Genomic DNA, 13999 nt, shown 5'->3' on the forward strand with positions numbered 1-13999 from the left:
AGGGGTGTAAATGGCAGCAGAAGGAACCAGCATTTTTGCCGGGCTAAAAAGTGAATCATCGGATATTTTAATGATCGTTGCCTTTATCGGCATCCTCATGGCAATGATTTTACCCATCCACCCCATGATTCTGGATTTTTTCCTGGCATTGAATATCTCATTTGGGATCATGGTGCTCATTACCACCATGTATACGACCAAGCCCCTGGAGTTCAGTATTTTTCCTTCTCTCTTGCTGGTCCTGACCCTTTTTCGCCTTTCCCTGAATGTGGCATCCACCCGGCTGATCCTTTTGCACGGCAGTGAGGGGCCTTCTGCTGCCGGATCCGTTATCATGTCCTTTGGCAATTTTGTGGTGGGGGGAAATTATGTGGTCGGTCTGGTCATCTTTATCATTCTGGTTTTGATTAATTTCATGGTCATCACCAAGGGTGCGGGCCGCATCGCAGAGGTGGCGGCCAGGTTTACCCTGGATGCCATGCCGGGAAAACAGATGGCCATTGATGCGGATCTTAATGCCGGGATGATAGATGAGGTTGAGGCCAGGGATCGGCGCAAAGGCATTGCCCGGGAATCTGAATTCCATGGCGCCATGGATGGTGCCTCCAAATTTGTCCGGGGGGATGCGGTTGCAGGGATCGTGATTACCATGATCAATATTGTGGGCGGATTTGTCATTGGCGTTCTCCAGCAGGGCATGGAAATGCAGGATGCCTTGACCACTTATACCCTTTTAACCGTTGGGGACGGCCTGGTTTCCCAGATTCCCGCCCTTTTGATATCGGCGGCTTCGGGTCTTCTGGTTTCCAGGTCCGGTTCTGAGAGCAAAATGGGGGCTGAATTTGCCAAACATTTGTTTGCCAGTTCCACGCCGGTATTTATCGGCGCTGTGATTGTTTTTTGTATGGGAATGGTCCCGGGACTTCCCACCCTTCCTTTTATGACCCTGGGGATTGTCATGGGAACCCTGGCCTGGTATTTTCTGCGGACAGATGAACGGGAGGAGGAAGATTCCCTGGTAGAAACTGCAGAGGAAGAGGCTGCAACGGGCCAGCCCGAAGATGTGGATCACTTGTTATCCCTGGACACCATTGAATTGGAAGTGGGGTACGGCCTTATCCCTTTGGTGGACAAACAGCAGGACGGGACGCTTTTGGGCCGGATACGGGCCATTCGACGGCAGTTTGCAACGGAAATGGGAATCATTATTCCGCCCATTCATATCCGGGATAACCTGAACTTAAACCCGGCCCAGTATCGCTTGATGATTAAGGGGGTTGAGGCTGACGGGACTGAATTGATGGTGAATCATTATCTGGCCATGGATCCCGGGGGGGCTGCCCAGGAAATAGAAGGGATTAAAACCACGGAACCGGCCTTTCATCTGCCGGCATTGTGGATTCCCATGGACAGGGAAGAAGAAGCAAAATTTGCCGGCTATACCGTGGTGGATAACTCCACTGTGATCGCCACCCATTTGACGGAGATTATTCGAGCCAATGCCCATGACCTTCTCGGGCGCCAGGATGTTCAGCATCTTATGGACAATCTTGCCAAAACCAATCCAAAAGCTGTTGAAGAGCTTGTCCCCAATCTGCTGACCATAGGGGTCGTGCAAAAAGTGCTTCAGAATTTGCTGAGGGAACGCATTTCCATTCGAAATTTTCTCACCATTGTGGAAACCCTTGCAGATTTTGCCCCCATGGGTAAAGACCCGGATTTGCTCACCGAATATGTCCGGCAACGGCTTGCAAAGGGGATGCTGGTGCCTTATTTACAGGAAGGAAAGGTGCTCCAGGTGATTACCCTTGACCGAAAGCTTGAGGAAATTTTAACTAAAAATATCAAACGCACTGAACACGGTTCTTATCTGGCATTGGATCCGACGCTTGTGGCCGGAGTGGTGGCTGCGGTGTCAAAGCAGGTGGAAAAACTCATTGCTATCAATAGCCAGCCGGTTGTCATGACGCCGCCCACCCTCAGGCGTCACTTCAGAAAATTGATTGAACCTTCTCTTCCCACTGTTTTTGTGGTATCCCATGCTGAAATAGTGGACGATATAAATTTACAGGCCGTTGGAAAGGTGAGTTTAAAAGATGAATAAAAAAATCTTCCGGGCAGCCAATATTCAGGAAGCCCTGGCAAATATTAAGGAAGAGATGGGGAAGGATGCCATGATTTTGTCCACCCGGAAAATTCCCAGAAAACCAATGGATCCCTATGGTAAAGAAATGTTTGAGGTGGAAGCCGGCATTACGGTAAAAGAGGGTGGCGGTAAAAGGGCCACTGCCGTCAAAAAAAGTGATGACGGTCTGTTTGAGTCCTTGAAGGGAGATATTTCTGAGATTCGCGATATGATCGCCATTGCAGGATTTGGCAGCGGTATTCAAAATATTTTGTGTTCTCATTTCGAATCTGTGGGGGTGCTGGCGTCTTTTTTGCGGGCCGGGGTCAGTGAACGGTTGGCCATCTCCCTGATTGAACGTTCCATGGTATCCCTGCCCCCTGACCTTGGGCAAACGGATCGGATCAAACATTTAAAAAAGAATGTCATGGCCCATTGCCTGGAGCAGCTAAGGGTGAAAGATTTTTTTAATCGGAACAATTCATCAGGCGTTCCCCATGTGGCAGCCTTTGTAGGGCCGACAGGGGTGGGTAAGACCACCACCATTGCGAAACTTGCCGCCCTGTTAAGCCTTAAACGGAAAATGAAGGTAGGGCTTATTTCCATTGATAATTATCGTATCGGCGCCTTTGAACAACTCAAGGCTTACGCCTCTATCATGGGCCTTTTATGTGTGCCGGCCTTCAGTGCCCAGGATCTGTCTTGTGCCCTGGAACGGATGAAATCCATGGATGTGGTCTTGATTGATACAGCCGGCCACAGCCATTACGATAACAAAAAAATAGATGAAATTTTTAAGCTGATTAAAAGTGATTTTGGGATTTCTGTTCATTTAACCTTGAGTGTTACGGCTGAATCTATTAATATGAAGGAAGCGGCATCTGCGTTCTCCGTATTTAATCCGGATACCTATGTATTTACGAAGATAGATGAGACCAAACGCTGCGGTAAAATTCTGGACCAGGTAAATAATCTTAATCTGCCTGTTTCGCTGATTACAAATGGGCAGCGAGTTCCTGAAGATTTAATTGTCCCGGATAAACACAGGTTATTGAGAATTATTCTGGGCAAAGAACCCAAAGAAATTTTGGGCAAAGAACCTAAAGGAGAGGTATAAGGGTGGATCAGGCAAAAGGACTTCGGCAAATTGCACAAACAGATGCCCTGGCAAGGCGAAAAGCCGCCATGGCATCCCCGAAAAAGAAGTTTCCAAGGGTCATTGCCGTTACCAGCGGCAAGGGCGGAGTAGGGAAAACCAATATAGTGGGAAATCTGGCCGTGGCCATGAGCCAAAAGGGAAAACGGGTGGTGATCATTGATGCGGATGTTGGCCTTGCCAATATTGATATCGTCTTTAATCTGCGGCCGGAATACAATATTCGCCATGTGGTCTCTTCGGAAAAAAGCCTGGACCAGGTCATGATTAAAACCCACCATGGCATCGGCATTATACCGGGGGGGTCTGGATTCGCCGATCTGACCCAATTGAATGAAGGTGAAAAACTCACCCTGCTAAGTGAGTTCGAAACCCTTGCAGACAAAGCCGATATCATTTTTGTGGATACCGGGGCCGGGATCTCTTCCAATGTGTTGTATTTTAATGCGGCATCGGATGAGTGTCTGGTGGTTGCCACAACCGAACCTACCTCCATTACAGATGCCTATGCCTTGATGAAGGTGATGTCACAAAAATACGGGTATAGGCATTTCAAACTGCTGGTAAATATGGCAGATTCTGAAAAGGATGCCAAACGGGTATATGCTTCTTTAAGCAATGCCCTGGATAAATTTTTGAAAAATGTTGTATTGGAATATACGGGGTATATTCCCTTTGACCGGCAGCTTCAAAGGGCAGTTCAAAAACGGGGACTGTTGCTGGATGAATTCCCTGATGCAACGGCGTCAAAGGCAGTGGAAACCATTGCGTCCAAGCTTCTTTGCGATGGGGATAAAAACAGAGCGGATGGGAATTTAACCTTTTTTATGAACAGGGTGTTCCAGGCTGCAAGGTGAAAAGGTATACACAGGAGAAGATGACAAAACCGGCAACAAAAAAGCATCTTGAATGGCGACAAAAAAGCATTGTTGAATATGCTTATCTTGTCAAACATATTGCGTATCGGTTTGCCACAAGGCTCCCTACAAGCGTGTTGCTGGATGAATTAATTTCGGCCGGATCTCTGGGGCTGATTGATGCCGTGGATAAATTTAACCCATCAAAGGATGTCAGTCTTAAAACCTATGCCCAGTACAGAATCAAAGGGGCTATCCTTGATGAACTGCGAAGTATGGACACCTATTCAAGATCCATGCGAAAAAAAATCCAGGACATTACAAAGGCAACAAAAAAGATCGAAGACGAAAAAGGCTCCCCGGCAGCGGATTCAGAAATATGCGAATCGTTAGGCATTGATCTGGAAACCTTTCAGGATATGCTTACCAATATTCACGGTGCTGCCGTGTTGAGCCTTGATGAATTTGTCAAAACCAAAAAAAATGATATCTTTTCCCAAACCAGATTTCAATCCGGGGTCAAGGGAAAAGATAATCCTGCCGATCAGTTTGACAGGGCTGAAATTAAACATGTTTTGGCGAAAACCATCCAGACGCTTACCCAAAAAGAGCAGATGGTGGTTTCTCTTTACTATTATGATGAATTGACCCTAAAGGAAATAGGAGAGGTCTTGTCCCTGACCGAATCGCGTATCTGTCAAATCCATTCGGCGGTCCTGATTAAGATGAAAGCCAAGCTTGTTGATTATGAAACCTAAAGAATAGAGGTCACCCATGTCGGATCCAAGTTTAGAAGAGGAAAGTTTAATCTCCCAGGATGATATTGATAAGCTTTTAGATTCACCCTCCTTTGGAGAGGCGGAAGAAACGCTTGAAAAAGGGAATGAGAACAGCCCTGATCCGGATGATTCGGGGGAATTATCCCAGGATGACATCGACGGCCTTTTGGGCGGCAATGATACGGCGGCAGAAGCGGACGAGATGGGAGAGCTTTCCCAGGATGACATCGACGGCCTTTTGGGCGGCGATGACGTGGCGGCAGAAGCGGACGAGATGGGAGAGCTTTCCCAGGATGACATCGACGGTCTCTTGAGCGGCAATGACGCGGCGGCAGAAGTGGACGAGATGGGAGAGCTTTCCCAGGATGACATCGACGGCCTCATGGGTGGCAATGATCTGGCGGCAGATGAGGATGACGGGGATGATGTGGATATGGAATTGATATCCCAGAATGATATTGACCAACTGATGACGCCTTCTGATGAAGAGCCCAGCCCTGATGAAATAAGTGAGACACAAACAAATGAGGCTGAAATAGTTTCTGATGATTTTGTGATTGATGAAGCTGACGGCCTTGATGTATCGGCATGCCTGATCACCCAGGAAACCCTTGATGAATTAATCAAAAATGCACCTGAGCCTGAAGATATTTCGGATCCTGTGGTGCCAGATCCTGTGGAGCCAGATCCTGTGGTGCTGGATGAAGATATTGAATCCTCGCCTGTTTTTTTGGAGGATCAAGGTGAGGATGATCTGGAATCTGGCGCTTCCGATGAACTTGAAGACCTTTTAAATACCGATATCAATGATGCTGATATTAATACGGGAAACCTGGATGGTGATGATGTGTCCCAGGATGATATTGATGCCTTGTTGCAGGCGTCAGATGAGGATGAGGATTTCATGGCGGATGAAGAGGATATCCTCATTTCCCAGGATGATATTGATACTCTGTTGATGGCGGCTGACCAGGAAGATGAGGATCTTCTTGGGGATTTAATGGGCGATGATATGGGCGATGGCATGGATGACGATTTTGATGATGAAGATATCCTGGACGGTGACGATGAAGGCGATGACGGGTCTGGGGGGGATCAGGTGGTGCTTGCAGGGGGAGAAGATGACTTCCCGGATGAAGATGAGGCGGGTAAACCATGGGAAAATTGGGCCAAGTCCAAGCTTGTGATTGCCACTGTTTCAGCCATACTGGTGTTGGGTATTTCAGTTCCCATTGTTTATTTTTTATTTTTTTCACAGGCCCCTGTCCAGGTGCCGGAAAAAATATCTGTTCCAATTGTCATGGAAGTGCCGGGCAGAGATATTGAAGTGACCAGTGTGGATATGGATGTCACGGTAGCTATGGATCATAAAAAATCCGGCAATATTATTCTCAGAGATTTTGTTGTGCTGGCCTCTGATCTATCCAAGGATATGGCCTATCTTACGGCTGATATCTCTATTGATTATTCCGATCAAAGGGCATACCATGAAATTAATGACAATCTTTCCTTCTACAGGGATTTGATATATGAGTCCATTCAAAAGAATCTTCTAGGGGAAAAAAGAAATGAGATAACAGAAGCGGATTTGATATGGGGGATTGAAACCTCATTGAAAAAAATGCTGCCCTCGGATTATATAGAGAAAGTCAGTTTTAAATCATTTAAGGCCAGTTAGGGGGATTCTTTCATGACAACCATTCCCGGGCACAATCAGATGCTACAGCAGTCAAGTATTGCCCAGGAATTGAGTAACCAGGGGAATACCCCTAAACCCTCTCTGGATCAGGCGGTTGTACAGCAACAAGCCCAGGAAATTGTTAAAGGATCTACGGTTCAAGGCTCTGAAGAATCTGAACGCCTTAAGAAAGAAAAACGAGAACAAGAACGAAAACAAATGGCAGACAGGAAAAAAAATAAAATCAATCAGGACAAAGAAATGGGACTGGACCCGGATGCCACGGGCCGGTTGCTGGATACCACAGTATGACAGATATAGTTTCTCTTGAATTTTTGATCTCAGTTTTGTTTATCATTGATGTTTTTTTTGTGGTGTTGTTGCTTTTATTTGCCAAAAGGATAAATCAACGGGTCAATCAGATAAACTCTGGGCAGATAAACTCTGGGCAGATAAACTCTGGGCAGATAAACTCTGGGCAAATGAACCTTGGATCAAGGGATGGGATGATGGATTCTCCTTCCAATATCCCAGGGGAAAATCCGGCGCTGGAATCCGCAAGGGAAATCCTTGATTTGCTGGAACCTTTGGTCACAGAATCCAGGAAGGCCGCTCAAAGTTTTGATGAACAGATTCGGGAAAAAAGAAAATTATCCAGGGACCTGAATGATGCCCTTGATACAAGAATTATCAGTATCAACCTGCTTTTATCCAGAGCAGATTCCCTTCAGAAAAAATTGGAGGATCGTCAGGTAACGATTCAGCAGCCGGCACAGGTTTTAACGCCTGCTCCTTCTTCTTTTCGGGCGAGCAATGTCTTGGACCAGCAAAATCAGATTATTGATCTCTACCATCAAAGAGAAGATGTTGATACCATTGCTGCAAAACTTTCAATTCCTAAAGGGGAGGTTCAACTTGTGATTGATCTTAAAGAAAAGTTTATGGCAATGGAGAAGGGGCAGTGATCTCCAAGATCCATATATCCCCCCCTGAGATGGTGATTCAAAAAGAGGCTGGAAAGGCCCTTGAAAAATCTGTTTTCAAAAAGGGTCAGGTTGTCACGGCAACGGTGTTAAGCCTCTTATCTTCGGGTAAAGCCCAGTTGTTGATAAACGGTGAAACCATTATTGCAAAAACCGGTTTGCTTCTCAGTCCCGGGGAGGAACTTAAGTTAAGGGTGGTTCAAGAAAAGGATATTGTCCAACTCAAGTTGCAGGAACTCCCACAGGCCGCGGGAAAAAAACAATTGGTTTCCCTGATCCGTTTCCTTTCAAAAAATAACATGCCGGATATTACCGAAATAAAGGACCCTGTTGTAAAAGATATTCTTCAGGAAACAGCATTGAAATCGGGGAAAAGGGATGATTCCTTTTTGCCCCGCCTCATTGAAAACAATGGAATGATGTGGGAAAAAAAATTGGGGTCTCTCCTGAAAACCCAAGGGCAGGATACCCTTAATTTAAATCTGGCTCAACTCCAGAAACAGGATCTAAAGGGAGCGCTTTTAAATGAGTTGTCCCTGGCATCTTCCCTGGGCGATGCCCTGGCAACATCCAAGGGAGAGTTGGGAAAACCGGTCACAGCTTTCTTAGACACCCTGGAAAGTTTTCAACTGCTCAATACCCAGACCTCTGAATCCGGCCGTTATCTTCTTCCCTTTCCTGTATTTGTGGGTTCCGATTTAAGTTTTGGGCAATTGCTCATTGATACCGGTGACAAAAAACAAGATAAAACGAAAGATGGCCATCGAGTGATCCGGGTTTCCTTTCTTTTGGATATGACACAGCTGGGAGCGGTTCGGGCGGATTTTTCTATATTGAAAAAAGCTGTTACCGGTAGATTTCTTCTGGAAAATGATGGGGTCTGTGCCTATCTGAAAACCCTGATTCCGGAATTGAAAACCAAGCTTGAACAATTGGAATATGATATCGGCAATATTGAGTGTCTCACGGGTGCCAAGGCAGAAATACACCCCAATGTTTTAATGGAGTCCTTGTTTGAAACGGGGGATGATTCCGTATTGAACATTGTTATTTAATCGGGGTTATTTAATCGGGTGATCTGATAGGATCCTATGCCAAAAAAAAATATTAAAAAAGCCATTGCATTAAAATACGATAAACAAAAAGATGATGCCCCCCGGGTTGTTGCCAAGGGCCAGGGTCAGGTTGCAGAAAATATCATTGAATTGGCAAAAAAACATGATATTCCCATAAAAGATGATCCAGACCTTATCGAAGTATTATCCTCCCTTGAAATTAATGAAGAAATCCCATCGGAAATCTATGTGGCAGTAGCCGAATTACTGGCGTTTGTCTATTCAGCCAATGCCGGGAAAGGGTCCTAGATCATCCTGGTTTCTGTTTTTGGAGAGTCGCAAACTTTTGTTTGAACTCAACAGGGGGGTAAAGAACGAAGGAAATTTAAGATTCTGGATTTTTTTCAGGGTTAACAATCATGGCACTTCTTACCAGTTTATTGCACTGGGAGCAGACCATGTTAAAGTCTAGTACATTTCCCCGGAACAATTTAAAATTGCAAAAAGGACAAAAGTAATCGGTTAGTTCAACCTTTGTTTTTTCCTGAATAACCGGGGTGCCACTCTCCTCATTCTCAAAATCAGTTTCCATTAAATCTCACTTTAACCTTACGGTTTTTAAAAGGGCTTTTTAAATTTTTATTATATGGGAAAAAAACAGTTTTTATCCCTAAATCTAAAATTTTGCAAGCTTATTCTCGGTAACACCAGGGAACAGGTTTGTATGTGGGAGTTTTTTTTAGAACACCTGGGCAGGCTGGAAAGATCGGAAAAAATTTCTGGGTGCGTCAATTTTTAAACCAAGTTTGTGGCAGGTTTTTGGCGGGAAGGATTTTGGAGAAAGAATAACTTGTTTTAAAAAAAATATTTTTTAAACAAATGGTTCCAACCTAAAACAATTGAAATTATTGGTTTTTATTATTGTATGTTCGGTTCCATGCCCCCGGACATGATACGGTCAAAGCGTCTGAAACAGCTATTTGTAATGAGATAAAATTCATGGCATCCATATTGCAAATACTTTTCATGACCAGGAATATTTTTAGAGGGGAACCCATGATTCTTGAAATGACCCGTCCCGTTCAAGGGGGATTGAGACAGGAGCGAAAGTTGGATGCTGTATCCAACCATATTGCCAACGTTGATACAACTGGTTTTAAAAAGGATGTTGTCAGTTTTGATAAAAAATTTAAAGCCCAATTGAATAGGGATTTTTCCCAGGGAGATATTAAAACAACGGGAAACCCTTTTGATGTAGCATTGGGAAGCCCTGGTTTTTTTAAGGTTGAGACCGTTGAGGGAATCCAATATACGCGCGATGGCCGTTTTTCCCTCAACAGTGAAGGTGTTCTGGTGGGCATGAATGGCAATCCGATTCTGGGACAGGGGGGTGCCATTTTTATTGATACAACCACCATAGAGGGGCAGGGTATTGAAATTAACAGTGCCGGTGAGATTCGTGTGGGTGAAGAAGTTGTGGATACTTTAGATGTGGTGAGCTTTGAGGATTTAAGCAAACTGGAAAGAAAAGGACAGAATCTTTTTGTATATACCGGGAACACGGGGGATGAGATCCTGCAGGAAAATGTTGTGATAAAACACATGGCTTTGGAAGGATCCAATGTCCAGGTGACCGAAGAAATGGTAAAAATGATTGATTACCATAGAATGTTTGAAACTTTCACCAAATCAATGATGACCTTTGATGAAGTGGATAACAAGGCAATATCCGAGGTCGGAAAGCCACAGTAAAAATTTAGGAGATAGGATATGATTCGATCACTCTATTCAGGCGCAACCGGTATGGGGGCGCAGCAGTTGAGCACCGATGTGGTGGCAAATAACTTGGCCAATTCAAGTACCACGGGTTTTAAAAAATCCAAGCCTCATTTTGAAGATTTGATGTACAGAACCCTGTTGGTTGCAGGTCAGACAACTCCCGGTGGCGGACAGGTGCCCACGGGTATCCAGATCGGTATGGGGGTTAAACCCTCGGGGGTTCAGAAAATATTTACCCAGGGAGATTATACGGAAACTGATAATCAACTGGACTTTGCCATCCAGGGCAATGGGTTTTTCCGGGTGACCCACGGAGATGAAGATATGTATACCCGGGCAGGCGATTTTACCCTGGACAGTGACGGATACATAACCACCCCCAGCGGTGACCGATTGCAACCCGAAATATCCATTCCCATAGAAGCGGTCACCATTACCCTTGAGACCGACGGAACCCTGACTGTTTTTGGTGATAGCGAAGATATCCTTGCCACTGAAAACATTTTGGTTTCTACCTTTATCAATCCAAGCGGGTTGTTTGCCACAGGGCAGAATCTTTTTCGACCCACGGAAGGGTCTGGTGACGCCCAGGAAGGAACCCCGGGAGAAGATGGTGCTGGCACCACCATTAACAATTACCTGGAGTTGTCCAATGTCAGTGTTGTTGAAGAGATGGTCAACATGATCGTGGGCCAGCGGGCCTATGAAGCCAATTCCAAAACGGTTCAAACGGCCGATTCCATGTTGAGTACCGCCAATGGTCTTAAATCATAGGATAATATGAAACACTATTTGTCAATAAGCGCAACATGCCTGGGTTCCTTTTTGGGGATGGCATTTGTCGCTTGGACTCTTGTTTGCCCAATGGATTTGGCTGCAGGTACATCCGTTTCCCGGGAAGTGAAGATTCTGGTGACAAAAACAAGTGTGGTCCAAGGGTCTGAAATTTTGCTTGGGGAGATTGCCCAGATCCAGGCCGGTCCTTTTTTAAAGGAGATTCTACAAAATATGGAACTTGGGCGTGCGCCCAAACCAGGAGAAATTAAACAATTGAGCAAAAAGCATCTTGCCTCTTTGATCCAGTCACAAACGGGTATGCCCGAGGGGGTGGAAATTGAGATACCCGAAAAAATTTATGTGAAGCGTGGTAGCCAGCAGATCCGGCAACAGGCACTTCAGGATCAGGTGGAAATTTTTTTGTCAGATTATTTCAAAGGGAAAGACTATGAGTTGGAACAGCTTACGGTCAAGGATATTGGCCCTTATCCCCAGGGGAATGTGGATTTGTCAGGGATATCAAGCAGCAAAATCGACACCCATGGTAATCTTCGCCTTGTGATGGATATTCTCATCGCGGGGAATCGGGAGGACAGAATCCGGATATCCGGCAAGGTGGCGCTTTATGATAGGATTCTTTGTGCAAAGAGAACGCTGGCAAAGGGGGAGCAACTTCTTGAGAAAGATGTTTACTTTGCCCGGAAAAATTTATTTGATTTGCGAGGTGAGGTTGTTCTGGCAAACCAGAAAATAGAGGGAAAAATTTTATCAGAAAGTGTCAAAAAGGACGCATATATTCAACTATCTTCTCTTGCGGAAAACCCCTTGATACACAAGGGGGAGATTATCACCCTGGTTGCCAGGAAAAATGCGCTTTTAATTGTGACATCCGCCATATCAAAAGAGGATGGATATGCCGATCAATTGATTCGGGTTGAAAATATTGGATCGGGGAAAATAGTCCGGGGTCTGGTTAAGGAACGCTCAACCGTTGAAGTTATCTATTGAGATAAAAGGAGGAGCCAATGAAGCCCTATTTTAAGTATATAACCCAAATTTTTGATTTTCTCCTGCTGGGTCTTTTAGCGACAGGGTGTGCCACAGGGGGGAAGGATACCTCCACCCTTGTACTTCCGCCGGGGGGGAGTCTTGAACCGGCATTGTCCCTGGATTATACAGCCAATCGGGTGTCGGAAGGCTCTTTGTGGACCAATGATAAAGGGTCCTTGTTTGAGGATATTAAGGCCAATCATGTGGGGGATACGGTTATCATTGATATCGTGGAAAATTCCTCCTCATCAATGGATGTTAATACCGAGTCCGCCCGAAAAACTGGTATGGATATAGGGGTTCCCACGATCAGCATGTTTGGCATTGATTCCAAATTGGGGGCTGCCGCCGATGCCACAAGCCTTTTGAAAACAGATTTTTCAAGCTCTTTTAGCGGGGAAGGGGAAAGTGACAGAAGCGGCCAGGTGACGGCTTCCATTGCCGCCAGGGTAACAGAGGTCCTTCCCAACGGGAATCTCAGCCTTTTTGGCCGACGGGCAATGAAGGTGGACAACGAGGTCCAATATATTGTGGTTTCCGGAATTATCCGGCCCAAGGATATTTCCGCCAGCAATCGGGTTGATTCTACCTATCTTGCCGATTCCCGCATTGAATATTATGGCAAGGGCAACCTTGCGGATAAACAGAACCCTGGATGGGGAACCCGGTTGATTGAGAATATCTGGCCGTGGTAATTAGGAGAGATCCAATGAGAGTCAGTGCCCCTGGCCTGAAAAAAAAAGGAATTGTTCTGCTTTTGTTGGCGGGGTTGCTTTTTCCCGTCATGGCAGATGCGGCAAGAATAAAGGATCTTGCCGCCATCCAAGGCATTCGAACAAACCAGTTGACCGGTTACGGATTGGTGGTGGGGTTGAACGGCACAGGAGATAAGAACAATGTCCTTTTTACCCGTCAGTCATTGATTAATCTGCTGGACAAAATGAATATTGATAATTCAGTGAGGGATATTAAGGTTAAAAATGTGGCATCTGTCATGGTGACGGCTGATATTTTGCCTTTTGCCAGGATCGGAGATAAAATGGATGTGACCGTTTCTTCCATGGGGGATGCCAAGAGCCTTAAGGGCGGCACCCTATTGATGACCCCCTTGAAGGGGGTTGATGGACAGGTTTACGGTCTTGCCCAGGGTTCCTTAAGTCTTGCTATCCCCGATGGTACCGGGGACAGGGCCAGCCATCTTCTGGTGGCGCGGGTAACAAATGGGGCCTCTGTGGAGAAAGAGATTCCCTTCAAACTAAATGGGAAACGAACCTTGGTCCTTTCTTTGTTTCGGCCGGATTTTACCACGGCCAAACGTATGGCTGAGACCATCAACGCTTCCATTGGTGAGGGCAGCGCCAAAATAATCGATGCCAGTGCTCTGGATTTGAATGTTCCAGACAGCATGTGGGAAAAAAATGTTGCCGAGTTCATCGCTGATATTGAAACCCTGTCAGTGATTCCAGATACCATTGCCAAGGTGGTGATAAACGAAAAAACCGGCACCATTGTCATTGGTCAAGACGTAACCATTTCCAGTGTTGCTGTTGCCCATGGAAACCTGTCTGTCACCATTGATACTGCGCCGGGGAATCAAACCCAGGAGAGTGTGATGAATCTTGAGGGGAGTTCCACCATAGGAGAGCTTGTCCGGGGGCTGAACTCTTTAGGGGTTAAACCCCGGGATCTGATCAGTATCCTCCAGGGGATAAAGGCGGCCGGCGCACTCCAGGCTGAGCTTGAAATTTTATAGCCAGGTA

The 13999-nt window shown here is 45.7% G+C and carries 15 protein-coding genes; 14 read left to right on the forward strand and 1 reads right to left on the reverse strand.

The window, feature by feature from the left end; all coding sequences use genetic code 11:
- Positions 1-10 precede the first annotated feature (10 nt).
- Genes flhA through ACZ45G_RS03755 form a run of 9 tightly spaced genes read left to right on the forward strand, consistent with a single transcriptional unit; the run spans position 11 to position 8942 of the window.
- Positions 11-2104 (forward strand): flagellar biosynthesis protein FlhA, encoded by a 2094-nt coding sequence (gene flhA / locus ACZ45G_RS03715; RefSeq protein ID WP_464175327.1) that lies wholly within the window; start codon positions 11-13, stop codon positions 2102-2104.
- Positions 2097-3242 carry a flagellar biosynthesis protein FlhF gene (locus tag ACZ45G_RS03720; RefSeq protein WP_464175328.1) on the forward strand — a complete coding sequence of 382 codons (1146 nt, stop codon included), beginning with the start codon at positions 2097-2099 and terminating at the stop codon, positions 3240-3242. The genes flhA and ACZ45G_RS03720 overlap by 8 nt, the downstream gene beginning before the upstream one ends.
- Positions 3243-3244: 2 nt before the next feature.
- Entirely contained in the window at positions 3245-4138 is an 894-nt protein-coding gene (locus ACZ45G_RS03725) for a MinD/ParA family protein (RefSeq protein ID WP_464175329.1), read from the forward strand.
- Between the two features lie 20 nt (positions 4139-4158).
- Positions 4159-4896 (forward strand): sigma-70 family RNA polymerase sigma factor, encoded by a 738-nt coding sequence (locus ACZ45G_RS03730; protein ID WP_464175331.1) that lies wholly within the window; start codon positions 4159-4161, stop codon positions 4894-4896.
- A 16-nt stretch (positions 4897-4912) separates the two neighbouring features.
- Positions 4913-6595, forward strand: coding sequence for a hypothetical protein (locus tag ACZ45G_RS03735; RefSeq protein WP_464175332.1), 1683 nt, complete (start codon positions 4913-4915; stop codon positions 6593-6595).
- A gap of 12 nt (positions 6596-6607) precedes the next feature.
- Positions 6608-6907, forward strand: a complete 300-nt coding sequence (locus ACZ45G_RS03740) for a hypothetical protein (RefSeq protein ID WP_464175333.1) — start codon at positions 6608-6610, stop codon at positions 6905-6907.
- A complete protein-coding gene (locus tag ACZ45G_RS03745) occupies positions 6904-7560 on the forward strand; it encodes a hypothetical protein (protein WP_464175334.1) in 657 nt (218 codons plus the stop codon). The genes ACZ45G_RS03740 and ACZ45G_RS03745 overlap by 4 nt, the downstream gene beginning before the upstream one ends.
- Positions 7557-8633 carry a hypothetical protein gene (locus ACZ45G_RS03750; protein ID WP_464175335.1) on the forward strand — a complete coding sequence of 359 codons (1077 nt, stop codon included), beginning with the start codon at positions 7557-7559 and terminating at the stop codon, positions 8631-8633. Before ACZ45G_RS03745 ends, ACZ45G_RS03750 begins: the two co-directional genes overlap by 4 nt.
- Positions 8634-8669: 36 nt before the next feature.
- Complete coding sequence (locus ACZ45G_RS03755; protein ID WP_464175336.1) at positions 8670-8942, forward strand: EscU/YscU/HrcU family type III secretion system export apparatus switch protein; 273 nt, start codon at positions 8670-8672, stop codon at positions 8940-8942.
- Between the two features lie 76 nt (positions 8943-9018).
- Here the strand turns inward: ACZ45G_RS03755 and ACZ45G_RS03760 are convergent, their stop codons facing one another.
- On the reverse strand, positions 9019-9225 hold the full coding sequence (locus ACZ45G_RS03760; protein ID WP_464175337.1) for a hypothetical protein: 207 nt from the start codon (positions 9223-9225) through the stop codon (positions 9019-9021).
- Between the two features lie 464 nt (positions 9226-9689).
- Between ACZ45G_RS03760 and ACZ45G_RS03765 the strand changes: the two genes are divergently transcribed.
- The 5 genes from ACZ45G_RS03765 to ACZ45G_RS03785 are packed head-to-tail and all read left to right on the forward strand — an operon-like array spanning position 9690 to position 13992.
- The gene (locus ACZ45G_RS03765) at positions 9690-10385 is read left to right on the forward strand and encodes a flagellar hook-basal body protein (RefSeq protein WP_464175338.1); all 696 of its coding nucleotides are present in this window, start codon (positions 9690-9692) and stop codon (positions 10383-10385) included.
- 18 nt (positions 10386-10403) lie between these two features.
- The gene (gene flgG / locus ACZ45G_RS03770; RefSeq protein WP_464175339.1) at positions 10404-11186 is read left to right on the forward strand and encodes a flagellar basal-body rod protein FlgG; all 783 of its coding nucleotides are present in this window, start codon (positions 10404-10406) and stop codon (positions 11184-11186) included.
- A gap of 6 nt (positions 11187-11192) precedes the next feature.
- Positions 11193-12197: a flagellar basal body P-ring formation chaperone FlgA gene (gene flgA / locus ACZ45G_RS03775; protein WP_464175340.1), complete on the forward strand. Its 1005-nt coding sequence runs from the start codon at positions 11193-11195 to the stop codon at positions 12195-12197.
- 17 nt (positions 12198-12214) lie between these two features.
- On the forward strand, positions 12215-12934 hold the full coding sequence (locus tag ACZ45G_RS03780) for a flagellar basal body L-ring protein FlgH (RefSeq protein ID WP_464175341.1): 720 nt from the start codon (positions 12215-12217) through the stop codon (positions 12932-12934).
- Between the two features lie 14 nt (positions 12935-12948).
- On the forward strand, positions 12949-13992 hold the full coding sequence (locus ACZ45G_RS03785) for a flagellar basal body P-ring protein FlgI (RefSeq protein WP_464175343.1): 1044 nt from the start codon (positions 12949-12951) through the stop codon (positions 13990-13992).
- The last annotated feature ends 7 nt before the right edge of the window (positions 13993-13999 follow it).

This window comes from Desulfoconvexum algidum (assembly GCF_055382125.1).